This window comes from Amycolatopsis regifaucium (assembly GCF_001613935.1).
Taxonomy (GTDB): domain Bacteria; phylum Actinomycetota; class Actinomycetes; order Mycobacteriales; family Pseudonocardiaceae; genus Amycolatopsis; species Amycolatopsis regifaucium.
Map to the genome: position 1 here is coordinate 193495 of NZ_LQCI01000003.1, position 16531 is coordinate 210025.

The window sequence follows — 16531 nt, forward strand, 5'->3', positions numbered from 1 at the left end:
AGGACTAAATGCGGGAGTTAGCGGGGCTTAGGAGGGTGCGTATGGAGGTTTCGAGAGAGGGCAGGAGAGCGGCCGGATCGGCGGAGGTGAGCATCCGGTTCGCGAAGCCGTCCGACAGGGCCAGTACGGCGTCGGCCAGGTCGCTCGCCGGCAGATCATCGCGGACATCACCGGCCGCCTGAGCCGCCGAGAGGTACTGGGTCGTGATTTCCTGTAGTTCGTCGTAGCCGGTGCGGATGAATTCGGCCCACGACGGCAGGACGGCGCCGCGGGCGGTGAAGGTGTTGATCACGATCACCTCGGCCCGGCGCTGCTCGTCGAGGGGCATCGCCTCGGTCAGCAGCCGCAGCAACAGGTCCAGCAGATTCCCCGACTGATCGAGGGTCTTCCAGCGCTGTTCCAGGAATTCGCTCGTCAGGTCCAGGGCGAAGCGGAGCAGTTCTTCCTTGGTGGAGAAGTATTTCTGCACCGCACCCGCGGAGACGCCGGCTTCCGTGGCGACTGAGCGAACGCTGACGGCCTCGACGCCTTCGCGCGCGACGATGCGCAAGAGGGCACCGGCGATCTCTCGGCGGCGCTCGGCTCGGTCCACGATCTTCGGCACTGGCGCATCCTACTTTCGGAGGACTCCTTGCCCGGCTGACGTCTTTAGAATACGTTCGTATCTTAACGGGGGTAGGGATGGATGAAGCAGTACGGAAACGGCGCGCGGAGGAGAATCGGCTCGCGGCCGCGTTGACCAAGGGGCCGGCGGAGGTTCTCGATTTCCTCCTGCCGTTGTGGGTGGGGAGTCAGCTCGGCGCGTCGGCCGCCGAGGTCGGCGCGCTCACCGCGCTGGAGACGCTGGTGTCGTTCGTGGTCCGGCCGATCGCGGGCTCGCTCGCGGACCGGTACGACCGCGGCCGTGTCGCGGCCGCCGGTGTCGTCCTCTATGGACTGTCCTTTGTGGTCTACGCGGTGACGCCGGGAATCGGGCTCGCCTATCTCGCGGCGGTGCTCGGCGGCGCGGGTGGCGCGTTGTTCTGGGTCGCGTTGCGAGCCCGCGTGGGGGAGGGGCTCGCGGCGGACGACGGCGCGTTCAGCAAGCTGTTCGCGGCCGAGGGCGGCGGTACGTGGATCGCGTTCGTGGTCGCGCTCAGCGCGATCGCCTGGATCGACTACCGGGGCGTCTTCTGGCTCGGCGCGGCGGCGTGCGTGGTGGCGGCGGTGGTGCTGCTGAACGCGAAATCCGCGCCGGTGCGCGAGGAAAGCGCACCACGGTTTCTGCAGCTGGGCAGGCGGATGCGCCCGATGCTCGCGCTCGTCGCGTTGACCGCGATGGCCGAGGCCGGGGTCGCCCTGCTGCTTCTGATGCACCTGCAACGCGGCCACCAGTTGCAACTCGGCGAGATCACGGCCGTGTTCATCCCGGGGTTCATCGTGTACAGCTTCCTGCCGGACTACCTGCACGGCTTCGTCCGCAAGGTCGGCCGGACCAGGGTGCTCTCGCTGGCGATGGCGGCGAGCGCGCTCTTCGCCGCCGGATTGTCCTTCGCGCCCAGTCCGGTGGCGCTGGCGGTCATGTGGATCCTGTCCGCGGCGGCGTTCGCGGCGGCCATCCCGGTGGAGCAGGCGGTGGTCGCCGAGGCGGCCGGGCTGAGCCTCGGCCGCGCCATGGGAATCTACGAAAGCGCGGCACTACTGGGAGCGACGATCGGGACCTTCCTGGCGGGCCAGCTCTACGGCTCGGACGCCGGTTGGCGGATAGCTTGCTTCGGCGCGGCGGCTCTTTTGCTCTTCGGATCGCTCGTGGTTCGACGCGCGGTCCGCCGGGTCGGAGTCGCGGAGTTTCCCGTGGAACCAGCGAAAACGCCGTCACAAAAGGAAAAGCCGGCTGTCGGCATGGCCGGAGAGAGTCCGCAAGCGGCCGAATCGGTGAAGGCCGATGCGAACAAGCGCGCGAACCCGCTGCGGAACTGGGCGGCGCACGCGGTGCTCTACGTCCTCGCGCAGACGGCACTGGCGATGGCCGGGTACAGCTGGCCCGTCGAGGCGGTGTTCGGCGGGGCCCACACCGCCGAGTGGTACTGGAACTCGAGCGGTCACTGGCTGTTGAACCTCGGCCGGATCTGGACTTTCGTCTTCGTGATCGACACCGTGTGGTCGCTGGGCCGCGTGGCGTTGAAGAAACGAGCTTATTGACATGTTGTCTAACATGACACTATGTCTCATACGTGGGTGACGGCCAGCGACGGTGTCCGCCTCTCGGTCCGGGTGACCGGTGTCGACGACGCGCCCACGGTGGTGCTCGTCCACGGTTACCCGGACAACGGCTCCATGTGGGACGGCGTCGCCGCCGTACTCGAACGCCGGTACCGGGTGGTCGTCTACGACGTCCGCGGCGCGGGCCGGTCGGACAAGCCTTCGGGACGTGCGTCCTACAAATTGGACCAGCTGTCCAGTGACCTCGCTGCGGTCATCGACGAAGTTCGACCCAAGGGCAAGGTCCACCTCCTCGCGCACGACTGGGGCTCCATCCAGACCTGGCACGCCGTCACCGGTGACCGGTTGCGTGGACGGCTCGCGTCGTTCACGTCGATCTCCGGGCCGAGCCTCGATCACGCGGGAGCGTGGTTCCGCGCGCAGGTGCGCCCTAGTCCCAAGCGGCTCAAGAACGCGCTCGCGCAGGGGATGCACTCGACGTACATCCTCGGCTTCCAGATCCCCCTGATCCCGCAGTTGCTGTGGCGCACCGGGGCGATGGGCGCGCTGATCGGCCGGATGGATCCGGCGGCCGGAAAACCGTCCACTTCGGACGGCCTGTACGGCCTCAATCTCTACCGCGCCAACATGTTCACCCGGCTCTCGCGGCCGCGGCCTCGGCAGGCCGAGATCCCGGTGCAGGTGCTCGCGCCCACCGGTGACAAGTTCGTCACCACGCCGCTGCAGACCGAGATCGAGCCCTGGGTCCCCGACCTCCGGGTCCGCCGGATCGTCGGCACGCACTGGGTGCCTCGCGAGAAGCCGGAGGTGATCGCTTCGGCCACGGCCGAGCTGATCGACCACGTCGAAGGCGGCGCGGAGAGCCGCGCGCTCAAGCAGGCCCGCTCGACCGGGTTCGCGCACAAGCTCGTCGTGGTCACCGGCGCGGGCAGCGGGATCGGCCGCGCGACGGCGCTCGCGTTCGCGGACAAGGGCGCCGACCTCGTCATCACCGACATCAACGGCTCGGCCGCCGCGGACACCGCGAAACTCCTGCAGGGCAAGGGCGTCACCGTCGGCGAGTACACAGTGGACTCCTCCGACGCGGAAGCGGTCGAGAAATTCGCCCAGCGGGTGAAGGAAGAGTTCGGGGTGCCGGACATCGTCGTGAACAACGCGGGCATCGGCCTGTCCGGCCCGTTCCTCGACACGACGGTCAAGGACTGGGAACGCCTCATCGACGTGAACCTCTGGGGCGTCATCCACGGCTGCCGCGTCTTCGCCGAGCAGATGCGGGATCGCGCCGAAGGCGGCCAGATCGTCAACGTCGCCTCGGCCGCGGCGTACCTGCCCTCGAAGATCCTTTCCGCTTACGCCACCACGAAATCCGCCGTGCTGACGTTGAGCGTGTGCCTGCGCGCGGAACTCGCGGCCGAGAACATCGGCGTCACCGCGATCTGCCCCGGCATCGTGAACACCAACATCACCAACACCACGCGGTTCGTCGGCGTCGACGACATCGAACAGAAGCGGCGCCAGAAGTCGAGCAGCAAGCTGTACGCGAAACGCGGGTTCGGCCCGGAGAAGGTCGCGCGCGACATCCTGCGCGCGGTCGAAAAGGACAAGGCGATCCAGCCGTCGACCCCGGAGGCCAAGGCCGCGCTCGTCCTCTCCCGGCTCACTCCCGGACTACTGCGGACCGCGGCGAAACTGGACGTCACGCCGTGACCTCGGCCCGACGACCTCGCCGGATGTCGCCGCGGGCGCGCCGCGAGGACCTGATCCGCGCCGCGCTGGACCTGTTCGGCTCGCGCGCGCCCGAACTCGTCACCGTCGACGACATCATCGCCCGCGCCGAGGTCTCGCGGCCGTTGTTCTACCGGTATTTTTCGAGTCTGCGGGAACTGCAGGTCGAGGCGCTGAAGACGGTCACCGAAGGGCTCATCGACGGTCTCGCCGGACTCGAGGAAGGCCCGCCCGAGGCGCGGTTGCGCGCCGCGGTCCGCGGGCTGATCGACGTCGCCGACCACTACCGCGCCGGCTATGTCGCCCTGCTGCGAAGTGGTTCGGTGATCGCGACGTCGGAGACGGACGCGGCGATCGACGAGGTCCGCCACCGTGCCGTCGAGCTGATCCTCGACGCGCTGGGAGTGTCGGAGCCCTCGCCTATGCTGCTGCTGACCTTGCGCTGCTGGACCGCCGTGGTCGAGGGCGCTCTGCTGAGCTGGTTGCAGGAGCGCGCGGTGGCGCGGGAAGCGCTCGACGGCTGGCTGGTCGATCAGCTCACGGCCATGCTCGCGACGACCGCGAACCACGAGCCCTCGGTCCCGCAGCTGCAATGAAGGGGCCTTTCATAGCAAAATTTGCTATGAAAGGCCCCTTCATTGCACGCGCTACTGGGAGTGCTTCGTGACCAGGTCCCAGCCTTCGACCTCTTCCGGCTGACGCGGCTCCGGGCCGACGTACTTGGCCGAGGGACGCACGAGGCGGCCGGTCTTCTTCTGCTCCAGGATGTGCGCGGCCCAGCCGGCGGTACGGGCCGAGCTGAACATCGCGGGCATCATGTGCGGCGGCACCTGGGCGAAGTCCAGGATCACGGCCGCCCAGAACTCCACGTTGGTCTCGATCGGGTGATCCGGGCGGCGTTCGCGCAGTTCCTTCAGCGCGACCTGCTCCAGCTCCGCGGCCGCCTCGTAGCGCGACGCGCCGAGCTCCTGGCAGGTGCGGCGCAGCACGCGCGCCCGCGGGTCCTCGGCGCGGTACACGCGATGCCCGAAGCCCATCATGCGTTCCTTGCGGTCCAGGATGCCCTTGACCAGGCCGACCGCGTCACCGGTCTTCTCGACCTCTTCGATCATCGGCAGCACTCGCGCCGGCGCGCCGCCGTGCAGCGGGCCCGACATGGCGCCGATCGCGCCCGACAGCGCCGCGGCGACGTCGGCGCCGGTGGAGGCGATGACGCGGGCGGTGAAGGTCGAAGCGTTGAGACCGTGTTCGGCGGCCGAGACCCAATAGGCGTCGATGGCCTTGACGTGGGCCGGGTCGGGCTCGCCGCGCCAGCGGACCATGAACCGCTCGGTGATCGACTTCGCTTCGTCGACGCGGGTCTGCGGAACGGCGGGCTGTCCGATGCCGCGGGCGGACTGGGCGACGTAGGAAAGCGCCATCACGGACGCGCGGGCCAGCTGGTCGCGCGCCTCCTCGTCGCTGATGTCGAGCAGCGGCCGGTAGCCCCAGATGGGGGCGAGCATGGCGAGCGCGGCCTGGACGTCGACCCGGACGTCGCCGGTGTGCACCGGCAGCGGGAACGGCTCGGCGGGCGGTAGCCCGTGGCCGAATCGACCGTCGACGAGAAGGCCCCAGACGTCACCGAAGGTCACCTTGCCGGCGAGGTCCTCGATGTCGACACCGCGATAGCGCAGCGCGCCACCGTCACGGTCGGGCTCGGCGATTTCGGTCCGGAAGGCGACCACGCCTTCGAGACCCGGTCGGAAACCGTCGTCGACCTGGTCGGACGGCTGTTTGGTGCTGATCGTGGAGGTACTCACTGTGGTGAAACCTTTCGATGCGCATTCCCCGGCTTTGTGTTTCACGCGTGGACGGGATACACGCAGCGAAGGCGCGCCTCATCGCACGGATGGACAAACCTTGCTCCACGTCGGGGCCTGGGGCAATCGTAAGATGTGGTGGTTTCGGTCACGATTACGAGAACGATTCAGTGAAAACCGCCTTCGTACGCGAAGAGTTACGGCTTCGTTCACTTTCCGTGTACCGGCGAGCAGGTAAATCCTGTGTTTCGAGAACCGGCGCCACGCGGTTTCCGGTGATAGACCTTTGTCATGCACTTGAGCCCCCAGGAGCGGGACAAACTGCTCATCCACGTCGCGGCGGATGTAGCTCGCAAACGCCTGGAACGCGGGGTGCTCTTGAATTATCCCGAGGCGGTGGCGCTGATCACCGACCATGTCTTGGAAGGCGCTCGCGACGGCCGGACGGTCAGCGAACTCGCCGCCAGCGGGCGGTCGGTGCTCAGCCGGGCCCAAGTGCTCGGCGGGGTGCCGGAAATGGTCGATTCGGTGCAGGTCGAAGCCACTTTCCCGGACGGTACGAAGCTCGTCACCGTGCACGACCCGATCGTCTAGAAGGGGGACGGGTGCGCCCAGGAGAGATCATCACCGGTGCCGGATCGGTCGAGCTGAATCCCGGCAGGCCGCGGATCCGGCTGCTCGTGCGGAACCTCGGCGACCGGCCGGTCCAGGTCGGCTCGCACTTCCATTTCGCGGCGGTCAATCCGGGACTCGAATTCGATCGCGAAGCCGCGCGCGGTCAGCGTCTCGACGTCCCCGCGGGGACGTCCGTGCGGTTCGAACCGGGCGTCGAACGCGAAGTCGACCTCGTCCCGCTGGCCGGGAACCGCCGGGTGCCCGGATTGCGCGAGGAGTCCTGATGCCGTCGATCGATCGCGAGCGCTACGCCGAACTCTTCGGCCCGACGGCGGGCGACCGGATCCGCCTGGCGGACACCGATCTGCTCATCGAGGTCACCGAGGACCGCGGCATGGGGCCGTCGGGCAGCGGCGACGAGGTGCTGTTCGGCGGTGGCAAGGTCATCCGCGAATCGATGGGCCAGGGCATGGCGACCCGGGCCGAAGGCGCGCCGGATCTGATCATCACCGGCGCGGTGATCCTCGACCACTGGGGAGTCGTCAAGGCCGACGTCGGCGTCCGCGACGGCCGGATCGTCGGGATCGGGAAGGCGGGCAACCCGGACACGATGGACGGTGTCGACCCGGCCCTGGTCATCGGCCCGTCGACGGAAGTACTGGCAGGCAACGGGAAGATCCTGACCGCGGGCGGGATCGACTGCCACGTCCACTTCATCTGCCCGCAGCTGACCGACACCGCGCTCGCGTCCGGGCTGACCACGCTCGTCGGCGGCGGAACCGGTCCGGTCGAAGGCAGCAAGGCGACCACCGTGACCCCCGGCGCGTGGAACCTCGGCCGGATGCTGCAGGCGATGGACGGCCAGCCGGTCAACGTCCTGTTGCTGGGCAAGGGGAACACCGTCCGCCACGACGCGCTGCGCGAACAACTCGCGGCGGGCGCGGGCGGGTTCAAACTGCACGAGGACTGGGGTACCACGCCGGCCGCGATCGACGCCTGCCTCACCGTCGCCGACGAATCCGGTGTCCAGGTGGCGATCCACACCGACACGCTGAACGAGGCCGGGTTCCTGGAGTCCACTGTGGACGCGATCCGTGGCCGGTCGATCAACGCGTACCACACCGAAGGCGCGGGCGGCGGGCACGCGCCGGACATCATCCAGGTCGCCGGACTGGCCAACATCCTGCCGTCGTCGACGAATCCGACGCGGCCGCACACCGCGAACACCCTCGACGAGCACCTCGACATGCTCGTCGTCTGTCACCACCTGAACCCGTCCGTGCCCGAGGACCTCGCGTTCGCGGAAAGCCGGATCCGGCCGACGACCATCGCGGCCGAGGACGTGCTGCACGACCTCGGCGCGATCTCCATGATGAGTTCGGATTCGCAGGCGATGGGCCGGATCGGTGAGGTGATCATCCGGACCTGGCAGACCGCGCACGTGATGAAACGACGGCGTGGCGCCCTGCCGGGCGACGGCGCGGCCGACAATCTGCGTGCTCGTCGCTATGTCGCCAAATACACGATCAACCCGGCGATCGCGCACGGGATGGAGTGCGAGATCGGCTCGGTGGAGATCGGGAAACTCGCCGATCTCGTGCTGTGGGAACCGAAGTTCTTCGGTGTCCGGCCGCATGTCGTGCTCAAGGGCGGGTTTCCGGCATGGGCGGCGATGGGTGACGCGAACGCGTCCATCCCGACCCCGCAGCCGGTACTCGCGCGGCCGATGTTCGGCGCGGCGCCTTCGGTCGCGGCCGCGAGCAGTTTCCATTTCGTGGCACCGGAAGCTCTGGAAAGCGGGGTCGCGGAGCGGTTCGGCATCGCGCGGAAGCTGGTGCCGATCTCGGACACCCGCTCCCGCGGCAAGGCCGACATGGTGCTCAACGACGCCACGCCGGACATCCGGGTGGAGCCGGACAGTTTCGCCGTGCACGTCGACGGCGAGCTGATCGAACCGCGGCCGGTGACGGAACTGCCGATGGCGCAAAGGTACTTCTTGTTCTGATGGACCTCTCCGCGATCATTCTCGCCGACTCCCGGTTTCCCGGTGGCGGCCACGTCCATTCCGGCGGTCTCGAAGAAGCCGTCGCCCGGAAGCTGATCGAGCAGGAACGCGATCTGCCCGGGTTCCTCTCCGGCCGGTTGCGGACGGCGGGTTCGCTGGCCGCGGTGTTCGCCGCGGCGTCGGCGCACGCCGCCGCTCGAGGTGTCCGGAATGGACACTGGCGACGGCTCGATCTCGAACTCGACGCCCGGACGCCGTCGCTCGCGCAGCGGGAGGCTTCCCGCGCGCAGGGGCGAGGGACGGCGCGGGCGGGTAAGGCCGCGTGGCCATCTCCGGTGCTTTCCCAGCTGTTGAAGGAAACTCCGCGACCGCATCATCCGGTGATCGTCGGGGTGCCGTTCGACGCGGCGATGGCGGTGGCCTATCTCGCGATCAGTGGACCGGCGAGCGCGGCCGTCCGGCTGCTGGGCCTCGACCCCTTCGCCGTCAACGCCGTCGTGGCGAGGCTTTCCGCTGAAGTCCGGGAGGTTTCCCTGCGCGCCGCCGAGGTCGCGGGAAACGATCCGGCCGATCTTCCGGCGCCCGGGTCCCCGGCGCTCGATCTGTTCGCCGAGGCACACGCCCGGCATCACCAGGAAGAGGTGCGTCTCTTTGCCAGCTGACAGTGACATCGAGAAGCGTGGTCACGGACACGGTCACGTCCACCCGGTCAACTTCGACCCCACAGCCGCGGAACCCGATCATCACGAGCAGGCGCCGACCACGGGCCGCGCGTACCGGATCGGCATCGGCGGGCCGGTGGGCAGTGGGAAGACCGCGCTCACCGCGGCGCTGTGCCGGGCGCTCGGCGACGAGGTGAACCTCGCCGTCGTCACCAACGACATCTACACCACCGAGGACGCGGACTTCCTGCGCAAGGCGGGCGTGCTCGACCCGGAACGGATCGAGGCCGTGCAGACCGGCGCGTGCCCGCATACCGCGATCCGCGACGACATCACCGCGAACCTCGACGCCGTCGAGCGCCTGGAGGAGCGCTTCCCCGGACTGGATCTGGTGATCATCGAAAGCGGTGGGGACAACCTGACGGCGGTGTTCAGCCGCGGGCTCGCCGACAGCCAGGTCTTCGTGGTCGACGTAGCGGGCGGTGACAAGGTGCCGCGCAAGGGCGGGCCGGGGGTCACGACAGCGGATCTGTTGGTGATCAACAAGATCGACATCGCGCATCTGGTCGGCGCGGACATGGACGTGATGACCTCGGACGCGCACCGGATGCGCGGCGAGCTACCGGTGATCACACAGTCCCTCGTGGACACTCCCAACGCGCCCGACGTCGCCGCCTGGGTCCGTTCACTGCTCCCGGTCCGCGCGGGGTGAAGGCGCACGCACGGCTGGCCGCCTGTTTCGAGGGCGGCCGGACCGTTCTGCGTGAGCTGCGCTCGATGGCGCCGCTCACGCTCCTTCCCAAACGAGGTACCGGAGCGACGGCGATCGTGCACCTGGTCAACTCGGCGACCTCACCCTTGGGCGGCGACGAACTTAAGCTGACCATCCGCGTCGGACCGGGTGCTTCGCTACGGATTTCCGGGGTGGCCGCGACGATCGCGCTCCCGGGTCTGCACGGGGAGGGGAGTTCGTCCCTTGTGGACATCGAGGTGGGCGAGGGCGGTTCGCTGGAGTACTTGCCGGAGCCGACCGTCGTGACGGCCCGGGCACGGCACTCGGCGGTGTTCAAGGCGTCCTTGGCTTCCGGTGCCTACCTGCACACGCGGGAGGTGCTCGTCCTCGGCCGGGCAGGGGAGCGACCGGGTTCGCTGGTGACCACGCAGCACGTGACACGGGACGAGTGTCCGGTGCTGCGGCAGACGCTGGAGATCGGTGATTCCACTTTGGACTCCAGTCTCGCGCATCTGGCCGGACGGCGGGTGCTGGCCACCGATCTGGTCGTCGGCGGTCCGGAACTGTCCGCGGCTTCCGGAGACTGGTGGTCGCGGACCCCGCTCGCCGCCGGTGGCATCCTCACCACCTCACTGGCCCCGGACGCCGTGACCGCGCTCAAGCCGCTCGAAAATCCGTGAAGGCCTCCTTCCCTACCCTGAAGGTAGGGAAGGAGGCCTTCACGGACCGACTCCCCGTCAGAACTTCGTGCCCAGCCAGGCCATCGCGACCGGGCCGCCCGCCGAGACGCCGCCGATGTGTTCCAGCAGCGGGAGTTCCTGCCAGGTGACGTCGGCGCCGAGTGCGCGGTAGCGGTCACGCAGCCCCTTGCCGACCGAAAGCGGGATCAGCTCGTCCAGCGACGCGTGGTACAGGTAGACCGGCGCGCCGGGCTTGGTCTTGCCCGCCAGATTCTCCCCGAGCCGGGCCTGCCAGCGCGGGTCGGACGAAACGTTCGGCACGGTCGTGAAGTCGTTGAGCCGCGCGAAAGGCGCCGCCGCGCCGAGTTCGACGGTGCACGCTTCCTTGACCTTCGCGACGGCCTTCTCACCCTTCGCGTTGAGCACGTCGTCGAACGGCAGTTCCGGATACGCCGTCGCGTAGCCGACAGCGGCGCCGAGGACCAGGCCGAACGCCGGACCGCCGTCGTTGAACTTCAGTACCGCGTCCAGATCCGCCGGGACCCCGCCTTCCGCGACCCCGACCAGGTTGACATCGGGTGCGTAGGACGGCTGCAGTTCACCCGCGAACGCCGCGGCCTGGCCACCTTGCGAGTAGCCGAAAACGCCGACCGGACCGGTCTTCGACAGTCCCGCGTCGGGAACCCTGGCGGCCGCGCGGGCGGCGTCGAGGACGGCCCGGCCTTCGGACTGGCCGACGGCGTAGGTGTGCGTGCCCGGTGTGCCGAGGCCTTCGTAGTCGGTCACGACGACCGCCCAGCCACGCGAAAGTGCTTGGCTCATCAGGAGGACTTCGTTCTCGGACCCGTTCGTCAGCCGGGTCGACGGCGCGCAGCGGTCGCCGAGGCCATGGGTGCCGACCGCGTAGGTGACCAGCGGGCGAGGCCCGTTCGTCCACGGAGTGTGCGGGACCAGCAGGATGCCCGAGACCGTGTTCGGCCGCCCTGTCGCCGAGGTGGAGCGGTAGAGGAGTTTCCAGGCCTTCGCCGGGGCGGTGGCGATGACCGACTTGTATTCGACCAGGTCCCCCGGCGCGCTCGGCGCGGCTTGCGCGGCCGGGGCGCCGATGAGGGCGGCGGTGAGAGCTGCGACCAGAACTGTCCGAAGCACCGTTGCCTCCAGTTTGGTAATTAAGATTTTCGCAATGTAGGCGGTGTTGGTAGCATCTGGCAATCCCTATTACCGAATCGAGGGAGGCCGAGTGGCCCGCACGTACGGCGGGGTCGCACCCGAGCAGCGGCGCGCCGAACGGCGTGAACGCCTGCTGTCCGCGGCCCTGGACCTGTTCACCTCGACGGGCTACCAGCAGGCGAAGATCACCGAATTGTGCGCGCGCGCCGGCGTCTCGACGCGGAACTTCTACGAGGAGTTCGAGAGCAAGGAGCAGGTACTGCTGACCCTGCACGAGCGCATCAACGCCCTCGCGCTGGAGCACGTCACCGGCGTCCTGGACCGGCTGGAGGACGCGGACGCGGTCACCCGGATCGGGACGCTGCTCGACGTCTTCGTCAGCACGGTGACGTCGGATCCGCGCATGCCGCGGCTGAACTACGTCGAAGCGGTCGGGGTCAGCGCCGCTTTGGAGGCGCAGCACCAGGAATGGGTCGATCGGTGGGCCGCGTTCATCGAAGCCGAAGCCCGGCACGCCGCCCTGCACGGCGTCGCGCCGGACCGCGACTACCACCTGACGGCCGTCGCGCTCGTCGGCGCGGCGACCGGGCTCCTGCGTGAGTGGCAGGCGCATACGCCGCCGTTACCCGTCGCCGCCGTCGCCGCCGAACTCCGGGCTCTGATGCTGGCCGCCATCACCCGGCCGGCCTGACGACGCCCGCGTTTCGTCCTCTGAATGCGGTACATGCACACGCAACTACCGCATTCAGAGGACGAAATGCGGCGGTTTGGGTACGGGCTGGCGCATTCAGAGGACGAAACGCGGCGGTTTGGGTACGGACTGGCGCATTCAGAGGACGAAACGCGGCGGTGGGAGGGCGTTAGGAGGCGGCGGAAGCCCGCCGGAAGGTGTTGTGCAGGACGGCCAGCAGCGCGTCACGGACCGACAGCCGCTGCCGCGCGTCGAAGGTGATCAACGGGACGTCGTCGCTCACCGCGAGCGCCCACCGCACGTCTTCGAGGTCGTGCTTGAGCGAACCGTCGAACACGTTCACCCCGACCACGAACGGCAACCCGGCCTTCTCGAAGTAATCGACGGCCGGATAGCAGTCGTCGAGCCGCCGGGTGTCCACGATGACGAGCGCGCCCAGCGCGCCGAGCACGAGGTCGTGCCACATGAACCCGAACCGGTCCTGACCCGGGGTGCCGAAGAGGTACAGCTTCACCTCTTCGTCGATGGTGATGCAGCCGAAGTCCAGCGCCACCGTCGTGGTGGTCTTCGACGGCACGTCTCCGCCCGCGTCGTCGACCGCCGCCCCGGTCGAGGTCATCGCGGCCTCGGTGGTCAGCGGTTTGATCTCCGAGATCGCCCCGACGGTGGTCGTCTTGCCGACCCCGAACCCGCCGGCGATGACGATCTTGACCGGGGTCGGCGGCTTGGCCGACACCGGTTCAGCGAATTGCTTCGAGTCCACGAATGACCCTTTCGATCATGCCGAGGTCCTGGGTGAGGGCTCCGGTCGGCCGTCGGAGTACGACGTAGCCGAGCGCGGCGAGATCCGCCACGAGCACCCTGGCCACGCCGATGTGCAGGCCGAGCATCGCCGCCACTTCGGCGACGGACTTCGTTTCCCGGCACAGGGAAACGATCTCGCGTCGCTCGAAGGTCAGCCTCGACTGCGAAGCCGCCCCGAGCCTGCTCGTGAGCACCTGAGCCTCGATTTCGAGCGTGCCGTCCACCGGCTGTGCGCGGCCGGCGGTGAGCAGATACGGGCGCAGCAGCGAAATGTCCCGCTCGCCACCCCGGGGGCGAGGTACCTGATCGTCGCTCATTCCCTTGTCCCCTCGTCCTTTCAGCTGCCGACGCTCTTCTTGAGTTCCTCGATCAGCGCGGGGGTGAGCACCTCGGTGGCGCGGTTGGCGAACATCGCCATCTCGTAGGCGATCGTGCCGAGGCTGGCCTGCTTGGTGGCCAGCACGCCGAGCGAGCAGCCGATGCTGATCGTGCAGACCAGCAGGTAGCCCTGCTCCAGTTCGATGATGATCTTGTCGGGTGAACCGAGCGGGTGGCTCTCGGAGACACCGTGCGCCAGGCCGAGCATCGCCGAGCAGATCGCGGCCAGCCGGTCGGCGTTGGCACGCTCCAGCTCGGACGACATCGCGATCAGCAGGCCGTCGGCCGAGACGGCGATCGCGCCCATCGCGCTCGCCGTGTTCTGCGCGAAGCGCGTCACCAACCAGTTGAAGTTCCGGGCTTCGACGCTGACTCCGGTCGTCATTTCTTGCTCTTCTCTCTCTGATCCATCGCCGGGTTGACGGCTTTCTCCAACCCGTCACTGAAGGCGTCGAACGCGGCACGCTCGGCCTCGGGGTCACGCATGCCCTTGGGCTTGGTGGTGTTCAGTGCCGCCCGCGCGGTCTGGTGGCGCGCGGCCGGTCCCTTCGCCAGGCCCGGCGCCAGCTGGGCACCGGGAACCCGCCGGGTGAGACCGCCGCGCGAAGCGGCGGGCACCGGCGTCGGGGTCGGCATCGGGTTGCCCGCCGGTGGCGGCACAGTATTCAAAGAAGTACCAGTGTTCGACGAAGTACCAGTGTTCGACGAAGAAGTCCCGGTGGCCTTCGCCAGGCCTGCCTCGAAACCGTCGAAGGCCGCTTTGGCCGCCTCAGGATCATGCCTGGACTTCTGCCGCGACGGTGCTTCGGGGGCACCGGGAAGCTGCGCGCCCTTGACCCGCCGCCGCAGTCCGCCGCGGGTCTCCCCGGAATCGGCGGTGAGTGTCGGCGCGGGCGCCTGGTGCACGGGCGCGGGTATCGGCGTGGGTTCCGGCTCCGGCATCGGCTCCGCGATCTCCCCGTCGGTCTTGCGGAACCACCGGAAGTCCTTGGGGGGCCGGCCGTCGCGCGGGATCATCCCGGCGATCGCCAGTGTCGGCAGCTCCCGGGCGGACGCCTTCTCCCGCGGCTGGGACTGAAGCTGCTGAGGGGTGGGCTCGTCGACCGGTTCCGCCGTCGGCCAAGCAGGAGGCGGAACGCTCTTCCGCACTGGTGCCCGGTAGGTCAGCAGATTCGGCGGGACGGTGATCCGCGCCGTGATGCCCTCGCCCGCCTCGGTCTCGGTCAGCTCGACCTTGAGCCCGTGCCGCCGCGCGAGGCGGCCGACCACGAACAGGCCGAGCACACTGGTCGGGGCCAGTTCGAGCCGCTCGCGTTCGACCAGCCGCCGGTTCTCCTCGGCGAGCCGTTCTTCGGTCATACCGATGCCCTGGTCCACGATCACGATCAGGCAGGAGCCGTCGGGGAGCACCTTGGTGCCGACGTCCACAAAGGACTCCGGCGGGGAGAACGAGGTCGCGTTCTCCAGCAGTTCGGCGAAGATGAGCACCAGATCCGAACCGAACGGCGACGACAGCAGGACGTCGCCCACCGAGCCGAGCCGGACCCGCTGGTAGTCCTCGATCTCCGCCAGCGCCGAACGCAGCGCCGTCGACAGCTCGATCGGACCGGAGATCCTCGCCTCGTCGCGGTTTCCCGAAACGACGAGGAGGTTGTCCGCGTTGCGGCGTAGACGCGTGGAGAGGTGGTCGAGCCGGTAGAGGCTCGCCAGCAGGGCGACGTCCTGCTCGTTGCGCTCCAGTTCGTCGACCAGTGCCAGCTGCCTGCCCACCAGGTTCTGCGTCCGCTTCGCGACGTTCGCGAACATGAGGCCGACGTTGCGCCGCGTGACGGCCTGCCGTTCCACCAGTTCGGCCGCGGTGGCCTGGACCCGGTTGAACGCCTCGGCGAGTTTCCCGAGTTCGTCCTGAGAGGACACGTCGATGGTGGCGAGCCGAGGCGCGAGTTCTTCCGCCTGCTCGGTGTCGGTGACGCGGACCAGTTCGGTACTCGCGAGGTCGGCGACCGACGTCGCCGCCGTGGTCAGTTTCCGCAGCGGATCCGCGATCGACCGGCTGACCGCGATCGCGAGACCACCGACGAGCAGGAACAGCACACCGGCACCGATACCGATCGTCCACGCCAGGTTCTGCGCGGCGTCGGCTCGCGCGGTCGCGGCGTCGGCGATGCCGGCGGTGACCTCGTCCTGGACGAGCCGTCGCTGGTTGGACTGGGCTTCGACGGCACCGAGGATGTCCGGCAGCATCGCCTGCACGGCCTGCGGCGTCTTGGCCTGCGGAAGCTTGGCTTCCAGTGCGTCGACCCGGCGGCCCGTCTCACCCTGGTCGACCGCGACCACGTCGGTGGCCTGCGTGACGTCGGCCTGCTGCACGAACCGTTCGAGGAACAGCGACGCCTGCTGTTTCGCGTCGTCCAGCACCGGCTCCCCGGATTCGGGGGTGGCCAGCACGATGATCAGCGCCATACCGCGCAACGAGTTCTCCTCGTTCGCGCGCAGCAGCGCGTCGAGCGCCGTCAGCTGGCGGGTGCCCTCCGCGTCACTGGTCTGCTGCGGCACCAGGCGAAGCGCGTTGATGACCGCGTCGATCACCGCGTGGTACGTCCGCGCCACGCTGTCCAGTGAGGCGCCGCGCCGGAGCGCGTTGGCGCGGATCTCGTCCAGCGAACCGATCCGGACCAGCGCGGCGGCGAGTTCTTCCGGCGCGTCGGCACTCAGCTGCGCCCGGACCTGGTTCACCGTGTCGGCGACGACACCCTGCTGCCGCACCATCGCCGCGCTGCCCGCCGACGTCGACGCGATGTAGTGCGCCGTCAGCAACCGTTCCCGCTGCAGTTCCCACGCCAGCGCGCCCAGTGCGCGGGCCTGCGCCGCGACGTCGGCCGTGGTGCGCGCGGACCGAGCGTCGTCGATTTCCTCGGCGACGTAAGGCACCGACACCAGGACCACCGCGGTCAGCGGCAACATCAGGAGCAGGTTGAGCTTGCCCCGGATGCCGAGTCTGCCGAGTAACCCGGAGCGCGGCTTGCGCTCCGGCCGCGTTTTCCCGTGCCTCATGGTCACCTTT

The 16531-nt window shown here is 68.8% G+C and carries 17 protein-coding genes; 10 read left to right on the forward strand and 7 right to left on the reverse strand.

Going from position 1 to position 16531, the window contains the following annotated elements:
* Positions 1-4: 4 nt before the first annotated feature.
* The gene (locus tag AVL48_RS04705) at positions 5-604 is read right to left on the reverse strand and encodes a TetR/AcrR family transcriptional regulator (RefSeq protein ID WP_061984611.1); all 600 of its coding nucleotides are present in this window, start codon (positions 602-604) and stop codon (positions 5-7) included.
* A gap of 77 nt (positions 605-681) precedes the next feature.
* Between AVL48_RS04705 and AVL48_RS04710 the strand changes: the two genes are divergently transcribed.
* Genes AVL48_RS04710 through AVL48_RS04720 form a run of 3 tightly spaced genes read left to right on the forward strand, consistent with a single transcriptional unit; the run spans position 682 to position 4523 of the window.
* Positions 682-2181, forward strand: coding sequence for an MFS transporter (locus AVL48_RS04710; RefSeq protein WP_061984612.1), 1500 nt, complete (start codon positions 682-684; stop codon positions 2179-2181).
* A 36-nt stretch (positions 2182-2217) separates the two neighbouring features.
* Positions 2218-3909, forward strand: a complete 1692-nt coding sequence (locus AVL48_RS04715; protein WP_061984616.1) for an SDR family oxidoreductase — start codon at positions 2218-2220, stop codon at positions 3907-3909.
* Positions 3910-3932: 23 nt separating this feature from the next.
* Positions 3933-4523, forward strand: a complete 591-nt coding sequence (locus AVL48_RS04720) for a TetR/AcrR family transcriptional regulator (RefSeq protein WP_061984618.1) — start codon at positions 3933-3935, stop codon at positions 4521-4523.
* A 51-nt stretch (positions 4524-4574) separates the two neighbouring features.
* Here the strand turns inward: AVL48_RS04720 and AVL48_RS04725 are convergent, their stop codons facing one another.
* Positions 4575-5729: a citrate synthase 2 gene (locus AVL48_RS04725; protein WP_061984620.1), complete on the reverse strand. Its 1155-nt coding sequence runs from the start codon at positions 5727-5729 to the stop codon at positions 4575-4577.
* A 291-nt stretch (positions 5730-6020) separates the two neighbouring features.
* Here AVL48_RS04725 and AVL48_RS04730 point away from each other — a divergent pair, with 291 nt between their 5' ends.
* From AVL48_RS04730 to AVL48_RS04755, 6 genes are read left to right on the forward strand one after another with little or no spacing between them, the layout of a single operon-like run.
* Entirely contained in the window at positions 6021-6323 is a 303-nt protein-coding gene (locus AVL48_RS04730) for an urease subunit gamma (RefSeq protein ID WP_061984622.1), read from the forward strand.
* A gap of 11 nt (positions 6324-6334) precedes the next feature.
* Complete coding sequence (locus AVL48_RS04735) at positions 6335-6628, forward strand: urease subunit beta (RefSeq protein ID WP_061984624.1); 294 nt, start codon at positions 6335-6337, stop codon at positions 6626-6628.
* Positions 6628-8349, forward strand: a complete 1722-nt coding sequence (locus AVL48_RS04740) for an urease subunit alpha (protein WP_061984626.1) — start codon at positions 6628-6630, stop codon at positions 8347-8349. The genes AVL48_RS04735 and AVL48_RS04740 overlap by 1 nt, the downstream gene beginning before the upstream one ends.
* Complete coding sequence (locus tag AVL48_RS04745; RefSeq protein WP_061984628.1) at positions 8349-9011, forward strand: urease accessory protein UreF; 663 nt, start codon at positions 8349-8351, stop codon at positions 9009-9011. The genes AVL48_RS04740 and AVL48_RS04745 overlap by 1 nt, the downstream gene beginning before the upstream one ends.
* Before the next feature lie 7 nt (positions 9012-9018).
* Entirely contained in the window at positions 9019-9723 is a 705-nt protein-coding gene (ureG, locus tag AVL48_RS04750; protein WP_061984880.1) for an urease accessory protein UreG, read from the forward strand.
* The gene (locus tag AVL48_RS04755) at positions 9720-10424 is read left to right on the forward strand and encodes an urease accessory protein UreD (protein ID WP_061984630.1); all 705 of its coding nucleotides are present in this window, start codon (positions 9720-9722) and stop codon (positions 10422-10424) included. The genes ureG and AVL48_RS04755 overlap by 4 nt, the downstream gene beginning before the upstream one ends.
* A gap of 57 nt (positions 10425-10481) precedes the next feature.
* Here AVL48_RS04755 and AVL48_RS04760 read toward each other — a convergent pair whose 3' ends face one another.
* Positions 10482-11573, reverse strand: coding sequence for a lipase family protein (locus AVL48_RS04760; RefSeq protein WP_061984632.1), 1092 nt, complete (start codon positions 11571-11573; stop codon positions 10482-10484).
* A gap of 91 nt (positions 11574-11664) precedes the next feature.
* On the opposite strand from AVL48_RS04760, the gene AVL48_RS04765 reads away from it, so the two are divergent.
* Positions 11665-12285 carry a TetR/AcrR family transcriptional regulator gene (locus AVL48_RS04765; RefSeq protein ID WP_061984634.1) on the forward strand — a complete coding sequence of 207 codons (621 nt, stop codon included), beginning with the start codon at positions 11665-11667 and terminating at the stop codon, positions 12283-12285.
* Positions 12286-12454: 169 nt separating this feature from the next.
* On the opposite strand, the gene AVL48_RS04770 is transcribed toward AVL48_RS04765, so the two are convergent.
* Genes AVL48_RS04770 through AVL48_RS04785 form a run of 4 tightly spaced genes read right to left on the reverse strand, consistent with a single transcriptional unit; the run spans position 12455 to position 16521 of the window.
* Positions 12455-13048 (reverse strand): GTP-binding protein, encoded by a 594-nt coding sequence (locus AVL48_RS04770; protein WP_061984636.1) that lies wholly within the window; start codon positions 13046-13048, stop codon positions 12455-12457.
* Positions 13026-13406 carry a DUF742 domain-containing protein gene (locus AVL48_RS04775; protein ID WP_061984638.1) on the reverse strand — a complete coding sequence of 127 codons (381 nt, stop codon included), beginning with the start codon at positions 13404-13406 and terminating at the stop codon, positions 13026-13028. Before AVL48_RS04775 ends, AVL48_RS04770 begins: the two co-directional genes overlap by 23 nt.
* Before the next feature lie 20 nt (positions 13407-13426).
* Positions 13427-13852, reverse strand: a complete 426-nt coding sequence (locus AVL48_RS04780) for a roadblock/LC7 domain-containing protein (protein ID WP_005156032.1) — start codon at positions 13850-13852, stop codon at positions 13427-13429.
* The gene (locus AVL48_RS04785) at positions 13849-16521 is read right to left on the reverse strand and encodes a sensor histidine kinase (RefSeq protein WP_061984640.1); all 2673 of its coding nucleotides are present in this window, start codon (positions 16519-16521) and stop codon (positions 13849-13851) included. The genes AVL48_RS04780 and AVL48_RS04785 overlap by 4 nt, the downstream gene beginning before the upstream one ends.
* Between the last annotated feature and the right edge of the window lie 10 nt (positions 16522-16531).

Bases quoted from the DNA above. Each gene is read 5' to 3' on its own strand.
- AVL48_RS04745 (WP_061984628.1), top strand. From the start codon at position 8,349: ATGGACCTCTCCGCGATCATTCTCGCCGACTCCCGGTTTCCCGGTGGC.
- AVL48_RS04730 (WP_061984622.1), top strand. From the start codon at position 6,021: ATGCACTTGAGCCCCCAGGAGCGGGACAAACTGCTCATCCACGTCGCG.
- AVL48_RS04775 (WP_061984638.1), bottom strand. From the start codon at position 13,406: ATGAGCGACGATCAGGTACCTCGCCCCCGGGGTGGCGAGCGGGACATT.
- AVL48_RS04720 (WP_061984618.1), top strand. From the start codon at position 3,933: ATGTCGCCGCGGGCGCGCCGCGAGGACCTGATCCGCGCCGCGCTGGAC.
- AVL48_RS04710 (WP_061984612.1), top strand. From the start codon at position 682: ATGGATGAAGCAGTACGGAAACGGCGCGCGGAGGAGAATCGGCTCGCG.
- AVL48_RS04780 (WP_005156032.1), bottom strand. From the start codon at position 13,852: ATGACGACCGGAGTCAGCGTCGAAGCCCGGAACTTCAACTGGTTGGTG.
- AVL48_RS04785 (WP_061984640.1), bottom strand. From the start codon at position 16,521: ATGAGGCACGGGAAAACGCGGCCGGAGCGCAAGCCGCGCTCCGGGTTA.
- AVL48_RS04740 (WP_061984626.1), top strand. From the start codon at position 6,628: ATGCCGTCGATCGATCGCGAGCGCTACGCCGAACTCTTCGGCCCGACG.